The organism is Haladaptatus caseinilyticus (assembly GCF_026248685.1).
GTDB classification, from domain to species: Archaea; Halobacteriota; Halobacteria; order Halobacteriales; family Haladaptataceae; genus Haladaptatus; species Haladaptatus caseinilyticus.
Window position 1 is genome coordinate 73,933 of sequence record NZ_CP111036.1, and the last position, 20,138, is coordinate 94,070.

31 protein-coding genes are annotated in these 20,138 nt (G+C 59.3%); 16 read left to right on the plus strand and 15 right to left on the minus strand.

Annotated features, from left to right (window positions below):
* Window positions 1–93 precede the first annotated feature (93 nt).
* From OOF89_RS00410 to OOF89_RS00450, 9 genes are all read right to left on the minus strand, one after another.
* The gene (locus OOF89_RS00410; protein ID WP_266077530.1) at window positions 94–333 is read right to left on the minus strand and encodes a PRC-barrel domain containing protein; all 240 of its coding nucleotides are present in this window, start codon (window positions 331–333) and stop codon (window positions 94–96) included.
* An 88-nt stretch (window positions 334–421) separates the two neighbouring features.
* Window positions 422–670 (minus strand): gas vesicle protein GvpM, encoded by a 249-nt coding sequence (gene gvpM, locus OOF89_RS00415; protein WP_266077532.1) that lies wholly within the window; start codon window positions 668–670, stop codon window positions 422–424.
* Window positions 667–1,461: a gas vesicle protein GvpL gene (gene gvpL / locus OOF89_RS00420; RefSeq protein WP_266077534.1), complete on the minus strand. Its 795-nt coding sequence runs from the start codon at window positions 1,459–1,461 to the stop codon at window positions 667–669. Before gvpL ends, gvpM begins: the two co-directional genes overlap by 4 nt.
* The gene (locus tag OOF89_RS00425; RefSeq protein ID WP_266077536.1) at window positions 1,454–1,771 is read right to left on the minus strand and encodes a gas vesicle protein K; all 318 of its coding nucleotides are present in this window, start codon (window positions 1,769–1,771) and stop codon (window positions 1,454–1,456) included. The genes gvpL and OOF89_RS00425 overlap by 8 nt, the downstream gene beginning before the upstream one ends.
* Complete coding sequence (gvpJ, locus tag OOF89_RS00430) at window positions 1,758–2,141, minus strand: gas vesicle protein GvpJ (RefSeq protein WP_266077538.1); 384 nt, start codon at window positions 2,139–2,141, stop codon at window positions 1,758–1,760. Before gvpJ ends, OOF89_RS00425 begins: the two co-directional genes overlap by 14 nt.
* Entirely contained in the window at window positions 2,134–2,907 is a 774-nt protein-coding gene (locus OOF89_RS00435; protein ID WP_266077540.1) for a hypothetical protein, read from the minus strand. Before OOF89_RS00435 ends, gvpJ begins: the two co-directional genes overlap by 8 nt.
* Entirely contained in the window at window positions 2,900–3,307 is a 408-nt protein-coding gene (gene gvpH / locus OOF89_RS00440) for a gas vesicle protein GvpH (RefSeq protein WP_266077542.1), read from the minus strand. The genes OOF89_RS00435 and gvpH overlap by 8 nt, the downstream gene beginning before the upstream one ends.
* Window positions 3,307–3,561 carry a gas vesicle protein GvpG gene (gene gvpG, locus OOF89_RS00445; RefSeq protein ID WP_266077544.1) on the minus strand — a complete coding sequence of 85 codons (255 nt, stop codon included), beginning with the start codon at window positions 3,559–3,561 and terminating at the stop codon, window positions 3,307–3,309. The genes gvpH and gvpG overlap by 1 nt, the downstream gene beginning before the upstream one ends.
* Window positions 3,558–4,184: a GvpL/GvpF family gas vesicle protein gene (locus OOF89_RS00450; protein WP_266077546.1), complete on the minus strand. Its 627-nt coding sequence runs from the start codon at window positions 4,182–4,184 to the stop codon at window positions 3,558–3,560. The genes gvpG and OOF89_RS00450 overlap by 4 nt, the downstream gene beginning before the upstream one ends.
* A 188-nt stretch (window positions 4,185–4,372) precedes the next feature.
* Here OOF89_RS00450 and gvpA (OOF89_RS00455) point away from each other — a divergent pair, with 188 nt between their 5' ends.
* Window positions 4,373–4,615, plus strand: a complete 243-nt coding sequence (gvpA, locus tag OOF89_RS00455; RefSeq protein ID WP_266077548.1) for a gas vesicle protein GvpA — start codon at window positions 4,373–4,375, stop codon at window positions 4,613–4,615.
* 14 nt (window positions 4,616–4,629) lie between these two features.
* Here gvpA (OOF89_RS00455) and OOF89_RS00460 read toward each other — a convergent pair whose 3' ends face one another.
* Window positions 4,630–5,220: a hypothetical protein gene (locus tag OOF89_RS00460; protein WP_266077550.1), complete on the minus strand. Its 591-nt coding sequence runs from the start codon at window positions 5,218–5,220 to the stop codon at window positions 4,630–4,632.
* A 13-nt stretch (window positions 5,221–5,233) separates the two neighbouring features.
* Window positions 5,234–5,665 carry a gas vesicle protein GvpO gene (gene gvpO, locus OOF89_RS00465; RefSeq protein WP_266077552.1) on the minus strand — a complete coding sequence of 144 codons (432 nt, stop codon included), beginning with the start codon at window positions 5,663–5,665 and terminating at the stop codon, window positions 5,234–5,236.
* A 247-nt stretch (window positions 5,666–5,912) separates the two neighbouring features.
* On the opposite strand from gvpO (OOF89_RS00465), the gene gvpA (OOF89_RS00470) reads away from it, so the two are divergent.
* Window positions 5,913–6,161 (plus strand): gas vesicle protein GvpA, encoded by a 249-nt coding sequence (gvpA, locus tag OOF89_RS00470; RefSeq protein ID WP_266077553.1) that lies wholly within the window; start codon window positions 5,913–5,915, stop codon window positions 6,159–6,161.
* Between the two features lie 13 nt (window positions 6,162–6,174).
* Complete coding sequence (gene gvpO / locus OOF89_RS00475) at window positions 6,175–6,660, plus strand: gas vesicle protein GvpO, halophile-type (RefSeq protein ID WP_266077555.1); 486 nt, start codon at window positions 6,175–6,177, stop codon at window positions 6,658–6,660.
* Between the two features lies 1 nt (window position 6,661).
* Here gvpO (OOF89_RS00475) and OOF89_RS00480 read toward each other — a convergent pair whose 3' ends face one another.
* Entirely contained in the window at window positions 6,662–6,982 is a 321-nt protein-coding gene (locus OOF89_RS00480; protein WP_266077557.1) for an FUN14 domain-containing protein, read from the minus strand.
* Between the two features lie 308 nt (window positions 6,983–7,290).
* On the opposite strand from OOF89_RS00480, the gene OOF89_RS00485 reads away from it, so the two are divergent.
* Together OOF89_RS00485 and hflX are read left to right on the plus strand one after the other, a co-directional pair.
* Complete coding sequence (locus tag OOF89_RS00485) at window positions 7,291–7,605, plus strand: DUF2209 family protein (RefSeq protein WP_266077559.1); 315 nt, start codon at window positions 7,291–7,293, stop codon at window positions 7,603–7,605.
* Entirely contained in the window at window positions 7,602–8,897 is a 1,296-nt protein-coding gene (gene hflX, locus OOF89_RS00490; RefSeq protein WP_266077561.1) for a GTPase HflX, read from the plus strand. Before OOF89_RS00485 ends, hflX begins: the two co-directional genes overlap by 4 nt.
* Here the strand turns inward: hflX and OOF89_RS00495 are convergent.
* Window positions 8,894–9,055 (minus strand): DUF7331 family protein, encoded by a 162-nt coding sequence (locus tag OOF89_RS00495; protein WP_266077563.1) that lies wholly within the window; start codon window positions 9,053–9,055, stop codon window positions 8,894–8,896. The genes hflX and OOF89_RS00495 overlap by 4 nt on opposite strands.
* A gap of 283 nt (window positions 9,056–9,338) precedes the next feature.
* Here OOF89_RS00495 and OOF89_RS00500 point away from each other — a divergent pair, with 283 nt between their 5' ends.
* Window positions 9,339–9,713, plus strand: a complete 375-nt coding sequence (locus OOF89_RS00500; protein ID WP_266077564.1) for a winged helix-turn-helix transcriptional regulator — start codon at window positions 9,339–9,341, stop codon at window positions 9,711–9,713.
* Here the strand turns inward: OOF89_RS00500 and moaC are convergent.
* The gene (gene moaC, locus OOF89_RS00505; RefSeq protein WP_266077565.1) at window positions 9,703–10,224 is read right to left on the minus strand and encodes a cyclic pyranopterin monophosphate synthase MoaC; all 522 of its coding nucleotides are present in this window, start codon (window positions 10,222–10,224) and stop codon (window positions 9,703–9,705) included. The two genes, OOF89_RS00500 and moaC, sit on opposite strands and share 11 nt — an antisense overlap.
* Entirely contained in the window at window positions 10,217–11,641 is a 1,425-nt protein-coding gene (locus OOF89_RS00510) for an NAD(P)H-hydrate dehydratase (protein ID WP_266077566.1), read from the minus strand. Before OOF89_RS00510 ends, moaC begins: the two co-directional genes overlap by 8 nt.
* Window positions 11,642–11,798: 157 nt before the next feature.
* On the opposite strand from OOF89_RS00510, the gene OOF89_RS00515 reads away from it, so the two are divergent.
* The 10 genes from OOF89_RS00515 (at window position 11,799) to OOF89_RS00560 (ending at window position 20,127) form a co-directional block, all read left to right on the plus strand.
* Entirely contained in the window at window positions 11,799–12,728 is a 930-nt protein-coding gene (locus OOF89_RS00515; RefSeq protein WP_266077567.1) for a complex I NDUFA9 subunit family protein, read from the plus strand.
* Window positions 12,729–12,862: 134 nt separating this feature from the next.
* The gene (locus OOF89_RS00520) at window positions 12,863–14,014 is read left to right on the plus strand and encodes a hypothetical protein (protein WP_266077569.1); all 1,152 of its coding nucleotides are present in this window, start codon (window positions 12,863–12,865) and stop codon (window positions 14,012–14,014) included.
* Between the two features lie 66 nt (window positions 14,015–14,080).
* Window positions 14,081–14,626, plus strand: coding sequence for a class IV adenylate cyclase (cyaB, locus tag OOF89_RS00525; RefSeq protein WP_266077571.1), 546 nt, complete (start codon window positions 14,081–14,083; stop codon window positions 14,624–14,626).
* Between the two features lie 59 nt (window positions 14,627–14,685).
* Window positions 14,686–15,885 carry a methionine adenosyltransferase gene (locus OOF89_RS00530; protein WP_266079813.1) on the plus strand — a complete coding sequence of 400 codons (1,200 nt, stop codon included), beginning with the start codon at window positions 14,686–14,688 and terminating at the stop codon, window positions 15,883–15,885.
* A gap of 44 nt (window positions 15,886–15,929) precedes the next feature.
* Window positions 15,930–17,099, plus strand: a complete 1,170-nt coding sequence (locus OOF89_RS00535) for a tRNA sulfurtransferase (RefSeq protein ID WP_266077573.1) — start codon at window positions 15,930–15,932, stop codon at window positions 17,097–17,099.
* Between the two features lie 82 nt (window positions 17,100–17,181).
* Window positions 17,182–17,556, plus strand: coding sequence for a CBS domain-containing protein (locus OOF89_RS00540; RefSeq protein ID WP_266077575.1), 375 nt, complete (start codon window positions 17,182–17,184; stop codon window positions 17,554–17,556).
* Window positions 17,557–17,636: 80 nt separating this feature from the next.
* Window positions 17,637–18,101, plus strand: coding sequence for a DUF5804 family protein (locus tag OOF89_RS00545; RefSeq protein WP_266077577.1), 465 nt, complete (start codon window positions 17,637–17,639; stop codon window positions 18,099–18,101).
* A 62-nt stretch (window positions 18,102–18,163) separates the two neighbouring features.
* Window positions 18,164–18,637, plus strand: coding sequence for a hypothetical protein (locus tag OOF89_RS00550; protein WP_266077579.1), 474 nt, complete (start codon window positions 18,164–18,166; stop codon window positions 18,635–18,637).
* Between the two features lie 302 nt (window positions 18,638–18,939).
* Window positions 18,940–19,242, plus strand: a complete 303-nt coding sequence (locus OOF89_RS00555; RefSeq protein WP_266077581.1) for a hypothetical protein — start codon at window positions 18,940–18,942, stop codon at window positions 19,240–19,242.
* Window positions 19,243–19,293: 51 nt separating this feature from the next.
* Window positions 19,294–20,127: an alpha/beta fold hydrolase gene (locus tag OOF89_RS00560; RefSeq protein WP_266077583.1), complete on the plus strand. Its 834-nt coding sequence runs from the start codon at window positions 19,294–19,296 to the stop codon at window positions 20,125–20,127.
* The last annotated feature ends 11 nt before the right edge of the window (window positions 20,128–20,138 follow it).

Here is a 20,138-nt window from a genome sequence, read left to right on the forward strand (position 1 = left end):
AAATGACTGCATAGCCGTTGCTCGGGTTCGAGCGCACGGAAAACAGTAGTCGTTTTCAGCCGCGTGGGTGCGGCGAAAAGCGCAATATGGCGGTTAGTGGTTCAGTCGGATTTCGTCGTCCGTGACCGACTGGACCATCTCGTCCTGCAACGGGTAGGTATCCTCGTCCGCGTCGCCCCAGCCGAGCTTCGATTTCAGCTTGTCGGTGAGACCCGGGTTCGGGTTGACGTGGGCCGTCCCGTGCTGAACGTCCGAGACGATACCGACTTCGTCGCCGTTCTGGTCTACGACTTTCTTCCCCTCGTCGTCGTCGGTGATTTGAGTTGCTGCCATTGCAGTCGTGTTTCAGCGTGTCCGTGGGTAGGCGTCGTGGTTGCCAATGCAGGTCAGTTATCCGTCTTCCGCGGGAGTACGTTTGGCCTCAATCCTCGTTCGGAAGCAGTGGATGGTCGTCCGGTGCGCGCGCGAGTTGTCGTTGGACCGTATCCCACTCCTCGAAGTAGCCGTAGTCGGTCATCGTGGACATTCCGGCGATTGCGGCGCGAAGGCTCAGGCCGACCAGCGGAATGTCCGCAACGGTGATGACCACGTCGGCCTGAATGATGGCCCCATCTCGAAGGAGTACGTCGAGCAAATCGACCACTGCGTGGTCGTCTTTCGTCGGTTTCATGCGTCTAACTCCGGGGCGAAGGAGTACGGCGGCCACGGGCCAGTGAACCGCACTTCGATACCCGGTTCCGCCGCGATGTCGTCCAATACGGTTCCGATGTCCGCTTCTCGCTCCTCGTGTGCGAGAAACGCGACTTGTACCACTTCGTCGGACGAACCCTCTCCGAGCACGTTTTGGTGCGAATCGAGTACATCTATCTCTCGAACGAGCGGTTCGAGGTTCTCGCGGAGGCGACTCGTCAACGACTCTTTGCGGGCCTGTCGAAGGTCTCGAATCCGGCTGTCGTACTGCTTTTCCAGCAGGAAGGCGGTTCCCTCACTTGCCTCGTCGATTCGGTCGCGTAGGTCGGCCAACTCGTCGTCGCTCGATTCGAGTTCCTCCCGGACGAGTTCGCCGTCCCACGCTACGCCGACGCGATACTCCCAGTGTCCGGCGAAGTCCGCGAGATGCGTTTCGAGCGTCTCGCGCTGGTCGGTCAACCACGTCCGAACGCGGTCGTCATCACCCTTCAGAATCGTATCGAACCGAAACGGAAGCGGCGTTCCGAACGTTTCTCCAGCGGCATCGACGACTTCCTGATGCGTGAGCAACCAATCCCGCACTAGTTCGAGGTCGTCCGTGTCGTAGGGCGATTCGCAGGATTGGACGACTGCGCCGATACCGTTTTCCGCGACCACCGACACCGTTTCGTCGTCGATTCCCGCCATCGAAAACGGTTCGCCCGTTTCACTCGTGGCGTCGGCATCGACGACACAGTAGAGGTAGCGCCCCTCCTCGAACGCCTCAACCACCGAACCCCTCCAGTTCGGGTTCACGCTTTGCGACATCGACCAGCGCATCGGTCAGCAGGTCGTCCAAATCGCCGCGGAGGGTTTCGACCTCGCGCTCGATTCCCTCAGATTCCTTCAACCGTTCGAGTTCGTCCTCCAGCGCCGCCAACTGTGCGCCGAGTCGCTCGATTTCCTCCGGCGAGAGGTCGTCGTGTTCCATCCGGCGAACCGCTTCGCGTTCCAGCGCATCGACCAGGAGTTCGACCACCGTGATGACCAGGGAGATGAGTCCCTTGCCGGCGTCGTCCTCGTCTATCTCAATCGCCGTCATGCTTCGCCTCCGCTTTTTCTGCGTCTTCGTCCGCCTCCGACGCTTCCTCTGCTTCCTCGTCGTTTTCTCCATCGTCGTTCGCTTCCGAACTTCCGCCGCCGGATTCGACCGGAACGGTCTCTTCTTCGGCGAGTTCTTCGACACCGGCGGCGTCCTCGACGCGTTTCATGTCGGTGCCTTCCGGAAATTCGAGGCCGTACTTCGCGGCCGTCTCGAACGAGGCGATGGCAGCCCGGAGTTTCACGCCGAGCAGTTCCGTCTCCCCGACGGTCACTGCGATGTCGGCGTTGATGACGACACCCTTGTCCAACAGGAGTTCGAGCATCTCCGCGAGGTCCGATTGACTCCGCGTCGGTCCGGTTTCACGCATCGTCCTCCTCCTCGAATCGATCCCCGTAGATTCGTTTCGAGTTCGGTGCCGAGGAGTGCCACCCCTCCTTTGGAACGGTCGAAAACCGCGTCGAGTTTCCGATATCGCGGCGTGAACCCGGTATGGTGGAGTACGCCGTGGGATTGCGGGAGTTCGGTTGGCCCGCCCCGCCCTTCGACTCGTTCTCCCGTTTGATTTCGGCGAGTTGGTCGCGAGTTTCGAGCAGTTTTTCCCGGAACGACTCGACGCTTTCGTGCAGTTCCGACTGAACCTTCGACTGATACAGTTCCGACTGCATCTCGCCGTCGATACCGGAACCGTCCACGTCGGCGTCGACGCCGGATAGCATTCCGCTTTCTTCGTCGGCATCGCTCCCCCCGTCGAGGAACTCGTCGAACGCGTCGTCGAACTCCCGTGTTTCGCGCCATAGTTCCCGCATGTCGGTGGAGTCCCATAGTTCGCGAAGCTTGACTGCCTTGATGAGTCCCCACGTATCGATGGCCTGTTTCGGGTCGCCGTCCGAAATCGCGTCCGGAAGGTCTCCGAACTCGATGGCATCGGGGATGCGCTTTGCATTGACGACATCCGGTAGGTCGGCGAGATCGATTTCGTCGAGAACGTCCTCTCCCTCGTCCATCACGTCCCAGAGGTTTTCCGCTTCAGCCGAGACGTCCTCGAAGGAGTCGGACGACTCGAACGCCGATTCGAGCGCGTCTATCCCGGACTGTACATTTTTCGTGAATTCGTCGAGTCGGTCGCTATCCATCCTGTGTTGCTCCTCCGATACGCAATTCGAGTATCTGGTTGTTGTACGTCGCTTCCCTGACCACCGCATCGCTCCATCGCAGTCCGAGGCGCTTTATCGTGTGGCCCGCGTCCCGAATCACGATCGTACTCGTCTCCTCGTCGAACGTCACCGAAAGGTCGTCGTCCGACACGCCCGGCAGGTCCACCGTCACGACGAGTTCGTCGCCCGCTTTCCGAACGTCAGTCAGGTATCTCGGTCGGTGTTCTCGCTGCTGGGTGTGCCCCGTCCCGACTGAGTCGAGCGTCACCGCGTAGTTGATCCGCCCGCTGACGCCGTTGATTTCTCCGGTGTGTGTTCTACTCGTGTCCTCTTCGGACAGCGCGTTCGCCAATCTAACCAACTGATCGATGAGTCCCATTATCGTTTCACCTCGATTTTCCCGTTCCGCAATCGTTCGTGCGCTTCTTCCGCGACTTCCAATCGTGTTTCGAGGGCTGCTTTCTGTTGCTCATACTCCTCGTGTGATAGCTCACCGAGTTCATAGAGCAGATGTGTCTCTTTGAGTTCGTCTTGAATCCCCGCAACGTCGTACAGCTCACTGACCGCCAGCGAATGCAGTACGTCCGCTATCGACACCAGCGGTCTCATCAGCAGGTCGTCTACGAGAATCATCGCTGTGCACCGATGTGAATATCGACGAAGTTGTACGGCGCCCACGGCCCGGTGTACTGGACGGTGAGGTCGTCGTACGCTTCGCGCACGTCGGCAACTGTTTCGTCGAACGCCTCCTTGTCGCTGACGGAAACGAGATACGAGCGGTTCAGTACGAGACGGTCACTGAACAGGTCATCGTCGGTCTCGCTCTCGGCGAGCTTCGACAGTCGCGAACCGATTTCGTCCCGAATCTCCTCCCGTTGGAGGTCGGCATCCTCTTCGGCGACGAGTTTGACGCCGAGCTCCACATGGCCGTCCACCTCGCGGAGGGCTTTCGTGAACGCTCGGCGCGCGCTTCGAAGAACGGTTTTCAGCGCACGGTTGTCTTTGAACGCCATTCCGAACTGCATCGGAACGACGGCGCTGACGTCATCTCGTTCGAGCACCTGTCGGAGCACCTCGTCGTGCCTCCTACTGTCTTCGTCCGTTCGTTCTGGGTCGGTCGTGTCGATGTCCGAGACGACTGCGGAGAGCGTCCGGTAGTTTACAGTGTACACTCGGTCCGCGCCAGCAACCGCGTCGGCATCGAATTCGAAGTCATTGCTTTCGACGACTCCGTAGACGTATCGGTTTGAACTCATCGTTGTAGGCGGGGCTGGTCCCTCGACTGTGACACGACGGTGGGTGCATTAATAAGTTGTGTGGCGGAAACTGCAAGCACGCGTCCCCATTCTTCGTCAAACGTTGGGTACAGCCGTGGAGCGTCCCTAATTATCCCACGAACACTCAGGTGCCTGCATCCCGTACTCGGTCTGTGGGATGGTAGACAATGACACAGCAAACGCCACAGAGTTCGAGTCTGGCGGCGGTACTGGACAGAATCCTCGATAAAGGTGTCGTCACCGACGTATGGGCGCGTATCGCCGTCGTCGGACTCGAGCTGATCACGATAGAAGCACGGATCGTCGTCGTTTCCGTCGATACGTTTCTGCACTACTGTGCGGAAATCGGTGCAATCGAGGCCGGGACGGTGCCGGACGACTCACAACGAGCGGTTTCGGTACCGGCCTGACGGGCAACCATTCGTTATGCTGTTTTTCTCTGTTCGAGCTCGGTGAGTAGGTCGTCCGCCAGCGACTGGAGATCATCGTCCGATAGTTCGTCCAACGAGAGTTGGTCTTCCGATTCGTCCGTGGTTTCGGATTCGCTTTCGTCGTCCCGTTTAGCGTCATCTACTTCTTCCTCTTCCTCGGTTTCATCCTCGGCTTTCGTTTCCGCGTCTTCGGTGGGCTCCGCGTCGCTTTCCTCGGTCGATTCGTTCTCCTCGTCATCGTCGTCGAGGATGTTCGCGTTGGCAACTATCTGCTTTGCCTCTTCCTTGCTCACCTCGAAGGCGTCCTGTACGCGCTGCCGAACGAGCTGTTTTCGCGACGGTTCCTCCTCTCCCCCGAACCGTCCTTCGAGTCGCGTTCCCAACGACTCGCCGACCTTTCGACCGGCGAGCATCCCTAATCCGCATCCGACCACGCCACCGAGGTTTCGTCCCAACGAGTCGCCGTTCTTTCGTTCGAGTTTGGTGAGTTCGTCGAACAACTGTTCGACACCCATCTCCTCCTGTACTGTTTTTTCGAGCAGTTCCTGCATCGACCGTGTTGTATCGTCTTCGTTATCGCTCATTGTCGTTCCCCACTTAGTGTTCGTTCGCGGCGATAGCCTCGCGTTGGTGGTCGAAACTCGCCCGCCGATATCGTCCAGCACGACCGTACCCGAGAACGGTTCCCGACGTATCGAGACTGATGACATACCTTCCGATGATGTCCTGCGTATCGGGAATCGAACTCCGTTCGATCACTTCCGCGACGACGCGCCAGCCCTCACCGTCCTCGTGTTCGACCTCGACGATTCCGTCGAGCGGCGACCCGGTCAGCTCCTCCGCCACGTCTCGACACGCGTCGCGCGCGCCCCGAACGTCGATTTTTTCGTTCGAATCGGTGCGTGCCGGTTCGCCGTTCATCTCGGATCGTTCGTGAGACGTCTCGTTCCGTGTTGCATCGACCGCTTCTTCGAGTTTACCGAGCAGTACGTCGAACTCCCTATCTGCGTGGTTCGATTGTTCGCTCATCCGTCCCCCCTGCAAACAGGTCGAGGCGAAGGATGATAACTCGTGTGCCTCTCTGAGGTGCGTTACATCCCATCACCTCGACGAACGCCGATAAGTGGGATTTTCGACCGCGAGAGGCGATCTGGAACGTTATCTCCGATCTCCCTCCGCATCCTTCTTTAAAAATGACTTGCATCGGCGGCCCCAACCGTGATATAGACCCCTGCACGATTACGTACCATCGGGAGCAGACTCCCGTCGATAATCAATGGTACAAGCAGGACCTGACACCTCCAGTCTCGCGGACGTATTAGACCGCATCCTCGACAAGGGCGTCGTCATCGACGTGTGGGCACGCATTTCCGTCGTCGGTATCGAAGTACTGACGGTCGAAGCACGCGTGGTCGTCGCGTCTGTCGATACGTTCCTCCACTATGCGAAGGAAATGTCCAGGATAGAACAAGCAACGGCATCCGACGACACCAGTCTCGAAGAAGTAGAGGTCACACCGTCGTAATCACGACGTGACCATGTCGGATGCAGAAGAGCAGTGCCGGGCGCTCACCGAGGACGGCGAGCGGTGCACCCGTCCGGCACAGGACGACGGCTTTTGTTATCAGCACGATTCGGACGACGAGACGATAGATGACTCCGATGAAGAACAAACGGACGGCGAAAACGAGGAAGACGTGAGCCAGGAGACCGAACAGGACGAAAGCGAATCGAATTCCGATGAAGGGGCGGCGGAACAAAACGGTGAGTTCGACGTCATGGACGTCCGAGAGACGATAGAGGACGTCGCAACCGAACTCGTAGGCCATCCGCTGGACGGTATCATCGAGATCGCCCCCGAAGACGACGGTTGGGAAGTCGTCGTGGAGATGGTCGAACGGAGTTCGATTCCCGACACGCAGGACATCCTCGGGCAGTACGCGGTGTCGTTGGACGAATCTGGGGATGTAACCGGGTATCGACTGCGGGAACGATATCGACGCGGAGACGACCGAGAACGCTAACCTACCCTTTTCTGAAGCCGAGCATGAAGCCGCCGACGAAGCCCGCGCTCACCGAGAGCGTCGAGAGAAGCGTCGTCACCCACGATGGTGGCGCGCCGCTCTGTGCCGCTTCGGTCGATTTGAGCATTCCTGCCGTGAGTTTGTCCCAATCGACGGACAGTATTCCGCGCGATTCCAGGAATTTGAACAGGGCGAGCTCGAGGCCGACGATGACGGCGACGAGTTTGGCGACCTTCTTCGCCGCAAATCCGATGATACCGCCGATGAGAGCACCGCCTCCGAATTCCGGTAAGAGTTGTTGAGGTTCGATCCCGAATTGCATTATCCGATTCAGTAGAGCGACAGGTTAAGAGTTTTGTGGTCTAGCTGAGATGACCAGTCTCATTCGTGCACCGTTACGTTGGGCGGCCATCATTGCCAAGCGACACATGGGGACGAAACGGGAATAATTAACATTTTTTCGAAAGGAAACCGATGCCGATATCGATGTGGGCGGGAGATTGAATAACGAGCGCGGCTTACGGTCGACCGTGTACGGAAACGCGGCACGAACCGGAGTGAAGGCCCGGCACGGCTGACGTAGTCGGCATCGACATCAGCGGCCGTCACGAAGAGGACGGCGACTACCTGATGGTAGCCGCCGCCGTCCACGCAACCGTCGGAACGACGCGCGTTCGATGCATTCGGGGGATGGGATACGCAGTTAGTCACGAAAAACCGACGCTGTCCGCTATCATGGAACTGGTTTCGGACGCAGTCGGTGACTTGCCGGAACCGACAGACGGCCCTGTCGTCGCCGAACGTGGCGAGTTTTACGAAGAGCCCGAGTGGATGGTCGAACAGCATCTCGAACCTGAATTTAAGTACGTCGAGAGCATAGCAGAACGTGAAACCGTGCAGGCCGCACACCACGCCGCGTACGCCGCCCGCAAACTACTCCTATGAAAGCGATACTGGCAAAACGAGTAGACGCTGGAACTGCTCACACGGACGAACTACGGGACCTTACCCGCGCCGCTGGCTACGAAATCGCGGGCGAACTCACACAGTCGCGTGAAGAGGACGCCGCATTCCAGTTCGGCGAGGGCAAGGTCGCGGAACTCGTACAGACCGTGACTGCAACGGAGGCCGAGTTGGTCGTCTTCGACAACCAACTCGGCCCGTATCAGACCTACAATCTGGGCCAACGGTTGCCTGACGGAACCAAAGTGATCGACAGATTTCGGCTCATCCTCGAAATCTTCGGTCAGCGTGCACAGACACGCAAGGCACAGTTACAGGTGGAGCTGGCCGAACTCCGGTACGAACTCCCCCGGGTCGAGGCGAAAACGAGTCTCGCGAAACGTGACGAGCGTCCGGGGTTCATGGGGCTGGGCGAGTACGACGAGAGTCACGAACAGGACATCAAAGACCAGATCAGCAGGATCAAGAACGAACTCGACGCCATCGCGGACAAGGAAGCGGACCGCAGGCAGAAACGTCGGGAATCCGGATTCGACCTCGTCGCTCTCGCCGGATACACCAACGCCGGTAAGTCCACGCTCCTGCAGCAGGTCGCGGAGGATCTAGAGATCGGCGCGAACGAAGAACTCCATCCCGACCTCGACCCTACGGCGGAGGCGGAAGACCGCCTCTTTACCACGCTTGGGACGACGACGCGAAAGGCGGCGATCGACCGCCGTGACGTGCTCGTCACCGACACCGTCGGATTCATCAGCGAACTTCCCCACTGGCTGGTCGAATCGTTCAAATCCACGTTGGATGCGGTGTACTATGCCGACCTCGTTCTTCTGGTCGTGGACGTAAGCGAACCGATAGACGAGATTCGGGAGAAACTGGTTACCTGTCACGACACGCTGTACGAGCGAAACCAGGCACCCATCGTGACGGTATTAAACAAAATCGACGCCGTGAGCGACGAGGAACTCGCGGAAAAGCGGGACGCGCTGTCCGCACTCGCACCGAGTCCGGTCGCTATCAGCGGACAGGATGGCCTGAACATCGACGAACTGAAGCGGCGTATCGATATCGAACTTCCCGACTGGGAGTTCGAACGACTCGTCATGCCGATGACCGAGGAAACGATGAGTGTCGTCTCGTGGGTGCACGACCACGGACGCGTCGAGGACGTAACGTATACCGACGACGAAGTCGTCGTCGAGTTCGAGGCTCGGCCGTCCATTATCCAGCAGTCGCGGGCAAAAGCAAGCGACTTGACGACAGCACCGTCGGCTTAAATCATCGAAGAAAGCGATACAGGCTCGTCCGAGCGAATCCACGCGGTATGATTCTTCTGGTCGTAGATAAGGACGGAATCGTCCTGCACCGCCAGCTCGGCGTATCGGTCGTCGTCCCGCCGTCGGGAATCGTCTTCTTCGTGTTTGCTCGGAGTCATGCCATTGGGTAGCGTGTCGTTATCGACTTACTCTACAGTAGTAGGTACCATTCGGTCACTGATAAATGTTACCTATTGTCAAAGTAACTCGGTATCCGCTAGGCGGCAGTCGGATTAGAAGTTTTCGGTGAAAGATCATCTTCCGTCAATTCGGTTTGTCACGGGAGGAGGAAGAACGAAAATCGTTTACGTGGGTCCTCGACGAATCGTTCTTGTTCGATTACAAGTGGTAACTCGATTTCATAACGTAACTTTTTGCCGGTCGAGTACCGTAGAAGCCTACATGACCAACGAATCGGAACAGTTGTCGATGTGGTGTGCCGGGGAGGAGTGGTGTCCGATTACCACGACGGCGGACCTCGTCGGGAAGAAGTGGCACCCGGTTATCGTGCATCGACTGCTACAAAACGGGCCGCTGGGATTTAATGCCCTCAAAGAGGAAGTAGACGGGATTTCGAGCAAGGTACTCTCGGACAGTTTGGGTGATCTGGAGCAAAAACGGCTCGTCGACCGCGAAATCGTGAGCGAGAAACCGGTCCGTGTCGAATACTCCCTCACTCAGACGGGGAAGTCACTTCAACCGGTTATCCATGCCATGCGCGATTGGGGACTGGAGTATCTCGAACCCGCCGAGAACAAAAACTCGTCTATCGCGTGATCGACCGCTTTTCCTTTTCCACCACCCGAACGTTTCGAATCGCGGTGTCGGGATAACTCCCATCCTCGCTCTTTTCGGCGGCTTTTACCATATCCCAGACGACGTTCAAGCCCGTCGTGACGCCTTCGAGCGCCTCCATCTCACAGCCGGTTTTGCCGGTCGTCTCGACGGCGACGGTGAGTTCGACGCGGTCGTCGTTCATCACGAAATCCGTATCGACGTTCGTGATCGGTATCTGGTGACACATCGGAATCATCTCCCATGTGTGTTTGACTGCCTGTACCGCGCCGATACGTCCGGTCGCCAGTACGTCCCCCTTTTTCAAATCGTTGTCTCGAATCGCCAGGATGGTCGATGGCCGAAGGTGAATCTCACCCGCCGCAACCGCCCGTCTGGCAGTGTCGGGCTTCTCCCCCACGTTTACCATCTGCACCTCGCCAGCATCGTCGGTGTGGGTCAGGGTGTCAGCAGGCGATTCGTCGGTGGATTCGTCCGCCGGTTTCTTACTCATCGCTCTCACCCCAGATTGCGACCGGCACCGTCTCCAATATGTCGGAAGCGAGCAGACCCTCTCCTCGCTCGTCGTACAGCAGGTCTCCCGCTCGTCCGTTGACGTAGGACCCGACACAGGCGGCGTCGAAGGCGTCCGCGGTTCCGAACAGTCCGGCCACGATGCCGGCGAGCACGTCGCCCGTCCCACCGACTTTCATTCCCGTATTGCCCGTTCGAACGATTCGGGTCCGTTCGCCGTCCGAAATCACGTCGGTCGCGCCCTTCGCAAGCACGACGTGGCCGAGGTCGTCGGCGAGGCGTTCTATTTCGTCGGTAACCTCCCGCAGGTCGTTCGTTTCCGGCCCACCCAGCTCCGTGAGTTCCTTGCGGTTCGGGGTACAGACCAACGTCGCTTCCGTATCGAGGTCGGGAATCGCGGGAAGCGCGTCGGCATCGACCACTGCACGGCCCGAAAACGATTCGAGAAATCGGACTGCGGCCTCGATAGTCTCGTCGGCATTTCCCAGCCCAGGTCCGAGGACGACCGTGTCGTCGTACGACGCCGCCGTTTCGACCAATCCATCTACCTGTTCGGGTGTGAGTCGGTCGCCCTCGTAGGGTTGAACGATGAGGTCCTCGGCGTATCCTTGAATCTCGCTCGCCACGGTGTTCGGTGCGGCGACGAACGAGAGGTCCGCACCCGCCCGCAAAGCGGATTGTCCGGCGAGCGCTGGCGCGCCCGTGTACGGCCCGCCACCGATGACGAAGACGCGACCGCCCACGTCGCCGCGAACGTTATCGAGGTCACCCGGCCCGACGAATCGCTCGGCGGCGGCGGGAATTCCGATGTCCGCGACCGTCACTTTACAGTCCAAACCTTCGAGTCCGGGTTTCGTGTCGTGGAAGGTGACGACCCGGTCCGCCTCGACCGCCGCTCCGTCCGATTCACCGGTATCGGCGTTTACGCCGGACGGGACGTCCACCGCGAGAACTGTCGTATTCGAATCGTTGATCCGTTTCGCCGCAGTCGCCTCGGGTTCACGGAGCGCGCCAGTCACGCCGGTTCCGAGCATGGCGTCCACGATAACGTCTGCCTCGGGAAGATCGAAGTCACGAGAATCCGTCACTTCCGTCGTCTCGTACTCCCCGTCCTGCAATGCAACCCAGTTCTCGCGAGCGATGTCCGTCCCGATCGTTTCGGCCCGACCGAGGAGGTGTATCGACACGTCATACTCGTCCAAAAACCGAACCGCGACGAACGCATCTCCGCCGTTGTTTCCCCGACCGGCAACGACGGCGATTGTCGCGCCCGACGACGCGAGTTCGCGCACCTCGCGGGCAATGGCGTTGCCACTCGATTCCATCAACTGTTTGCGCGGCACACCGAGCGCCTCGGCGTTTCGGTCCACTGCGGCCATCCTTTCTGCGCCAATCATACGCGGCACTTCGCCCGGATTCGGGGTTAACGTTGTGGGTAAACGGGACGACGAACGCGACCCTTGACGCCACGAAAGCATCGCCACGACATGACGACATGCCGTGTCCAACACGTCAGGGAGTGACGTAAAGTTCCCAAGCGTTGAACGAAGATGTATGCGAGTACTCATCGTCGGTGGCACCGGATTCGTCGGAACCGCTCTCACGAAGGAACTCGACGCGCGTGGATACGACGTGACCGTGCTCGCGCGCTCCCCGGATGACGCTGCCCTTCCAGCGGACGTAGAAACCGTTTCTGGCGACGTGACCGACTACGGTTCCATCGAAAACGCGTTCGACGGACAGGAGGTCGTGGTCAACCTCGTCGCGCTCTCCCCGCTATTTCAGCCATCCGGCGCGAGCCACGAGGACGTTCACCTCGGCGGTACCGAGAACGTCGTCCGGGCGTGTGAGGAACGTGCCGTCCCGAAACTCGTCCAGATGAGCGCCCTCGGCGCGGACCCGGACGGCCCAACCGCCTACATCCGTGCCAAGGGGGAGGCCGAAAACGTCGTTCGGGATTCCTCCCTCGAGTGGGTTCTGGTTCGTCCCTCCGTCGTGTTCGGCGACGGCGGCGAGTTCGTCTCGTTCACGAAAGTCCTGACTACACCCTACGTCACGGGGCTTCCCGGCGGCGGCGAGACACGTTTCCAACCCATCTGGGTGGGCGACCTCGCGCCGATACTGGCCGACTGCGTCGAGGATGAATCGTACATCGGGCGGACGGTCGAACTCGGTGGACCCGAAGTGCTCACCCTCGCTGACGTAACGAAACTCGCCTATCGTGCGGAAGGTAAATCGGTCGTCATCCTCCCGATTCCCATGCCACTCGCTGGAATCGGCCTGGCCCTCGCCGACCCGCTACCGTTCGTCCCTATGGGGGGCGACCAGTATCGCTCCCTGAAGTTCGACAACACGGTCGCGGAGAACGACGTAGGATCGTTCGGCCGCGATCCGAGTGACCTCCGAACTCTGGCGAACTACCTCGGGATAGAGGAGTCCTCGGGAGCGACTGCGACGGGCGGGACGACGCCGAGAACTGCGTAAACCGGCGTCCTTCATCCGGTTCGGCTCCTTCTCGAAGCATCGAACCGGCGTTCGAGGATCGAACCAAAAACCGTTCAAGCCGGTACTGCAAACGTTCGGAGTGATACCCATATAGGGCATCGGACACCCGATTCATGAGTCTGAATTCATCGAACGCCGTGCGTACCTTCGTTCGTCGAACTGCACAGGTCACAACGCTCGTCGCAAGTGCCGCCGTCGGATTTCCGGTCGCGGCCGCTCACAGCGGGACGACGCATGCCGGAACGCCACACTGGTTGCTGCTTCTGTTCGTGATCACGGGACTGGGCGTCCTCGGTCTGAGTAGTATGGGGGTTCGACGCGCGTGGGTAGTCGGACGTGTCGGTATCGTCGGTGTTTTTCTCGGTGGTCTGCTGGCGATGTTCGGTGGAATCGGCCTCGTCGAAATCCAAGTCGTCGCCCCTGCAGGCCCGAGCAGGGGATTCTACCGCTGGTACCCCCTCGCCAGCCTCTTCATCGGATCGATCACCTTGGTCGGGAGCTTCGTCATCGTTCGGTTGCGATGGCCGGACCGCCCACGGTATGCCATGCTGGGTGGGTTGCTTGGCGCGTGGATTAGCTATCCGGTGGTGCTCCCCAACAACGGGGTGACGAACCCGATCGGCTACCTACTGGTTCTGAGCGTCGTACTGCTAACGGGGTATATCATCCGGCACGATGCGAAGCCGCTCCTCTCTCGCCTTCGTACGAGCCGGCTCGTATCGGGTGTTGGAGTGCTTTCGGGCGTCCTTTTCATGATTTTCTTCGCGTTCTCGGCAGGGACGCTGAGCACGAATCCGGATGCGGGAATCGGAATGCCGGAGACGCGAACGATAACGACGGTGATGCTCGCGGATCCACTCGTCTCCTGGCCTGCTGTCGAGTTTTATTTTCCGAGTATCCCCCTCTCGGGATTCGTTTCGGTCGGGACGGTTCTGCTGTTCGGATTCATCGGGTCGCTCGTCGGACTGAACGCGGCCTTCGTCGCAAATCAATGGGAGCGAGCATCCGATACCGGTTCGAGTTCGGTGTTCGCCGGTTCCCTCGCGGCGTCGGGGGCGACGGCCTGTTGTTGCTGTGCACCCGCGATGTACGGTGTCGTCAGCGCGGTAATGGGTGTGGCCGCGAGTCCGATCTACTGGGCATTCATGGATCCAACCTCACCCGTCGGCGGGACGTTCTTCGCGGTGAGCGTTCTACTGTTGACGTCCAGTCTCGTTCGGTCCGCCGACGAGATCGCCTGTGAACCCCGACGTAGTATCGACTGATCGTGCGCACGCGTTACGAGCAACGGTCCCGCGCATCTTTTCACTGTAGCGCTCATCCCCTCGAACATGTACGAGGTCGAAGTGAAGGTTCGTGCCGACCACGAGGCGGTTCGTGACCGCCTCAACGAGCTCGGTGCACGAGCGCTCGGGACGGTTACACAGGAGGATTTCTACTACGACGCCCCTCATCGTGACTTTGCGAAAACCGACGAAGCGCTCCGGATCCGTCAGGAGGCCGGTGAGGACGAAACCGTCGAGGTCGTGACGTATAAGGGACCGTTGGTCGAGGAGGAGTCCAAGACCCGAAAGGAACACGAAACCGTCGTAGGGGACAGTGAGACGGTGGACGCGTTGTTGTCCGCGCTCGGCTTCGAGGCGACGGAAACGGTTCACAAGGAGCGAGAACGGTACGAACTCGACGGGTACGTCGTCACCTTGGATTCGGTGACGGGACTCGGCGAATTCGTGGAAGTCGAGGCGGCGGCGAAAGCGGACGATGTGGAGTCGGTTCGGGAGGGTGCCTTCGACGTGCTCGTCGATTTGAATCTCGATCCGAACGAACAAGTCCGAACGTCGTACCTCGGTCTGTTACTCGAAGATACACGGGAGTAATACAGACACGGCAGACCGTTTCCGCAAGTTATAGAATCCGTGACTGAGAACCAGATATGATGACAGAGCGGAACATTCAGGTCGAACCGATCGACCGTCGGGCAGTCGAAGATCAGGATATCGAAATCGTCGAGCGAAAGGGAATCGGTCATCCTGACTCTATCTGTGACGGTATCGCGGAAGCGGTTTCTAGCGCACTTTCGCAGGCATATCTCGACCGTGTCGGAAAAGTGCTCCACTACAATACGGACGAAACGCAACTCGTCGCAGGCAGTTCGAATCCGGAGTTCGGCGGCGGCGAAATGGTGGAACCCATCTACATTCTTCTCACCGGACGTGCGACGAAGGAGTACGAGGGAACCAAAATCCCGACCGACACCATCGCACTGGAAGCGGCGCGTAACTACCTGAACGAGAACATTCCGGAACTCGACGTCGGCACGGACGTCATCCTCGACGTCAAACTCGGTGAGGGTAGTGGCGACCTCCAGAGCGTCTTCTCCGAGGATGGCGCGACGGTCCCGATGGCGAACGACACGAGTTTTGGCGTCGGACACGCCCCCCTCAGCGAAACCGAGCAAATCGTCCTCAACGCCGAACAGCGGCTCAACAGCGAATTCGTCGCGGACTACCCTGCGCTCGGCCCGGACGTGAAAATCATGGGCAAACGCGAACGGGACACCATCGACGTGACCGTCGCCGCCGCGATGGTGGATACCTACATCGACGACCGGAACGACTACGACACGATGGTCGAAAACGTCCGCGAATACGTTCTCGACGTCGCCGAGGAGTACACCGACCGCGAGGTGAACGTTCACGTCAACACCGCCGACGCGGACGACAGCATCTATCTCACCACGACCGGAACGAGCGCCGAGATGGGTGACGACGGCTCCGTCGGACGCGGGAACCGCGCGAACGGTCTCATCACGCCGAACCGCTCGATGAGTATGGAAGCCACGAGCGGGAAGAACCCCGTCAATCACATCGGGAAGATTTACAACCTGCTCAGCACCAGCATCGCCGAAACCGTCGTCGCGGAAGTCGATGGCATCCGAGACATGCGGATTCGCCTGCTCTCGCAAATCGGCCGGCCGATCGACAAACCGCACGTCGCGGACGCGCAAGTCGTCACGGAAGCGGGAGTTTCACTGGCGGATATCGAGGACGATATCGTCGCCATCGTGGACGAAGAACTGGCAAACGTTACGAACATTACGGAACGCGCGGTCAACGGCGACGTAACGACGTTCTAATCGCCTTCGACACTCGTTTATTGCGGCCACTGTTATGCCCGTCTATGCACCCGTCGGGAGCCGATACCGTCCTCGTCCGACACGGGGACGTGGGCGTGAAAAGTGGGAAAGTGCAGACGGAGATGGAGCGACGGCTCCGCGACAACATGGCGGCGATACTCGAAGACCGCGGCATCGACGCGGAGGTCGAACGTCGCTGGTCCCGCCTGCTCGTCCACACGGACGAAGAATTGGTCGAGGACGCGACGACTGCGGCGGCGGACACGTTCGGCGTGCAATCCGCCAGTCCGGCGGTCGTCGTCTCGCCGGAACAGGAACATATCGAGGAAACGCTCGTCGATGCCGCTCGCGAACACTATAACGGAGGAACGTTCGCCGTTCGCGCCCGTCGCTCGTCGAAAGACCACCCCTTCACGAGCGAAGACCTCGAACGTGACGGCGGAACTGCTATCTGGGACGCGGTCGAACGTCCGGAAGTCGATTTGGACGACCCGGACATCACCTTCTCCGTCGAAGTCCGCAAGACCGAAGCGTTCGTCTTCGTCGAAAAACGCGACGGGCCGGGCGGTCTCCCACTCGGTACGCAGACGAAACTCGTCTCGTTGATCAGCGGCGGTATCGACTCCCCCGTCTCGACATGGGAGGTGATGAAACGCGGGAGTCCAGTGATTCCCGTCTACCTCGAGTTGGGGGACTACGGCGGACTCGACCACGAAGCGCGGGCAATCGAGACGGTTCGCAAACTCCAAAAATACGCACCGAACAAGGATATGCGGGTTCGAAAGGTCCCTGCGGGGGAGGCCATGAACCGCCTCGCGGACGAAGTCGGACCGGCTCGGATGTTGACTTTTCGGCGGTTCATGTATCGCGTCGCGGAGCACATCGCCCGAGAGGAATCCGCCCACGGCATCGTCACCGGGGAGGCTATCGGGCAGAAATCGAGTCAGACCGCACGCAATCTCGGCGTCGTCAGCGCAGCGACGACCATGCCCGTCCACCGACCGCTCCTCACGATGGACAAAAGCGACATCGTGGCCCGCGCCCGGAAAATCGATACGTTCGACGATTCTACGATTCCGGCGGGATGCAACCGAATCGCGCCGGACTATCCCGAGACGAACGCAACCCTGGAAATCGCGCGAGACGCCGACCCGGACGACTTGTTCGAACTGGCGAAAGAAGCCGCCGAAAACGTCGAAATCGTGGAACTCTGAGCATTCCTCGACCAGCCGATTACAATATCCCGGTGTCGTACCGTGGGAAACAACAATAGTTCTCGATACCGTTCGTATCGATATGAGCACCGACGATAGAACCCGTGTCAAAGATATGATGTCGACACCGTTAATGACGATTTCACCGGACGCGACTGTTACAGACGCCGCGAAAGTAATGCGGGAAAACGATATTAGTGCACTCGTCGTGACGACCACCCCGCGATCGATCATCAGTAGTTCCGACGTGCTCGATGCCGCTGCCGACGGTCTGGATCCGACCGATTTACGGGTTTCTGATGTAATGACGACAGATGTCGAGACCGTTACTCCCGACCTTTACATGGAGGAGGTAGCCGCGATGATGACTACCTTCGGTATCAAACACCTACCCGTCGTCGACGGCGATTACGTCGGAATGGTTTCATCGACCGACGTTACCACCCTCCTCTCCTGAGGGGGCACCGAAGCCGATATCCTCACTTCTCACCGATAGAAGACGAAATCGATTTAGTCAGCCACTCCAACCCAGAAACAGTGACCCGCGTCCTGCTCGTCGGTTCGGAGGAGGTCGATTTACGCGCCGAACTGTTCTCCCGGGAGACGGCGCGAGACGCCCTCGCAACGTTCCAACTCCGCGAACCGTACCAAAACTGCCTCGAACTGGAAACCATCAGCGTCGGTTCCGCGACCTCGCTGTTGAATGATCTGAACTGGTATCTCGTCCGCTTCGTGGACGAGGCGCTCGTCCTCGAACCGAGTATCAGCGACGACGAGTGGCTATCGCGCAAACTCGCCGCCAGGGTTCGGGACGGGGATCTCGAACCCGCCGAAACCGACCCGCTGCTCAAAATTTACGGTGTAGAGAAGGACGAATCCGGTACGACACTCGTGGAGCCGATGTATGTAGCGCGGACCGTGGACGGGGTTCCGGAGTACGACCTGCGCGAGGTGGACGAGACGATGGTAGTCCGCGTGACTGAAGACGAATTTCGGTCGTAAGCTCGGCGGCTACCTGCGACCACCGACGCAACCCTTTTCGACGTTCTCGGCGAGTGGAACGTATGGTGGGGGTAATCGGCGAAGAGCAGGTCATCGCGTGGCTCGACGGGAAAGTCGTCAACGACGTTCAGCGCGTAACCGACGACGAGACCGAGTTCAACATCGAGCTTCGGCTCGCACGACTGCCGCTTCACGTCATCAAAGAGGAGACGAGGGGACCGATTCGGCTGGTCAGTAACACCGGGTTCGACACCGAGCGCACTCGGAATCTCATGGAAAGCGACGAGGACAGAAACGAACTACTGACCCGAATAGGACCAGTCTTGGCGGTGACGCCGGGATTCTACACGTTCCTCGACGGGGAGGGTACCTCGTGTGAGTTTACGGACGCACACTCGATTCAACTCGAACACAGGATCTATCCCGACGGCGCGAGCAGACAGGCGATGATGGAAGGGCTGATGAGTCTCGCGACCGCCATGCGATATCTCCAAAATACGGTCACGATGCTGCTCGAAGCCCGTCAAAATGGGTAGGGGGTACTGTCAGTGGAGGAGTGGGCCGAGCGTCAGTGGGTTGTCAATGGATGGGTTGGGTCGTGCTCGAACCCGTTTGGCTGGAGCCACGCCGGGGTAAAAATACCAGTTCGTCGTTCCCGGTTCGTGAAAATGGTGGTGTATCGGACCCAGTTTCGCCGTTATCGGCCCCCCCGCGTAATTCAACTCGGATGCGTGTCTGTTGACTCGAAAGTCGCGTTCGACCCATCGTCCGCCGAGAGTTCGAGTTCCCTAGTCCGGAGCGATATGGTTATTTACGGACATCGACGATATTAGAGATAATGTCCTCCAACTCGTCCGATATCCGAGTCCGAAAGGCCGTCGGTCCGATACGAATTCGGGACACGACGCTTCTGTTCCAACTCGTCGGACTCTTTTTTGCGTTCGTCGGCGTACAGGTGTTGTCATTCGGATTCGACCTGCTTCAGTTGCCGCTCACTCTCGACGAGTTGGTCCGGTTGCCGTCGAACGTTTCCGGAGTAAGTCGCTCACCGATGTCCGCGGCCTATCACCTCGGACTCGGATGCTTTTTCATCTGTAGTGGACTCGGAATCGGCGGGGTTCGAATCCGATTCGCCGAGTGACGAATCCGGAGCGAACCAACTATTTATTTCAGACCATCGTTCTGTCGAGCGATGACCGACGTCGTTTCGACCGTTGCTAACTGTGCTGGGCTCAAAGTTCACTACCGCTCCGCAGGCACCCCTGAAAACCCACCGGTCGTCCTGCTACATGGTGGCGGTTTCGACTCGGCAGGTCTTTCGTGGAAGCACACGATTCCAGCCCTCGCGGACGATTTTCGAGTCATCGCACCCGACTTGCCGGGATACGGAGGGAGCGACCCACCCGACGCCTCAGTCTCCATGGAGTATTACGTCTCCGTCCTCGGCAGGTTTCTCGACGCGGTCGCCATCGACACGACCGCTCTCATCGGCATCTCGATGGGTGGCGGAATCGCCCTCGGATTCGCCCTTGACGATCCGGACCGTGTTTCCAAACTGGTGCTGGTCGATAGCTACGGCCTCGGTGGAACAGTTCCGGGGGGACCGCTTGGCTACGCCTTCACCCGACTTGGCCTGACCGGCCTCACGTTTTCCCTCCTCTCCCGAAGTCGAACGATGACTGCCCTCGCGCTTCGCAGCGTCATCGAGGGCAAACCGGACGACGTACTCGTTTCCGAGGCGTTCGCCGGACTTCGACGCCACGACGGAACGACATGGGACGCGTTTCAGAAAAACGAAGTCGGACCCTGGGGCCTTCGAACGAACTACATCGGTCGTCTACCCGACCTCGCGGTACCGACGCTGGTGGTTCACGGTGAACACGATCCGATCGTGCCCGTTTCGTGGGCGGTACGGGCAGGGACCTTGATTCCTGACGTAAAAGCCCGTCTCATACCGAACTGCGGCCACATGCCACCCCGTGAAAAACCGACGGAGTTCAACGAACTCGTTCGTGAGTTCTGCTGATCGAACCGAAG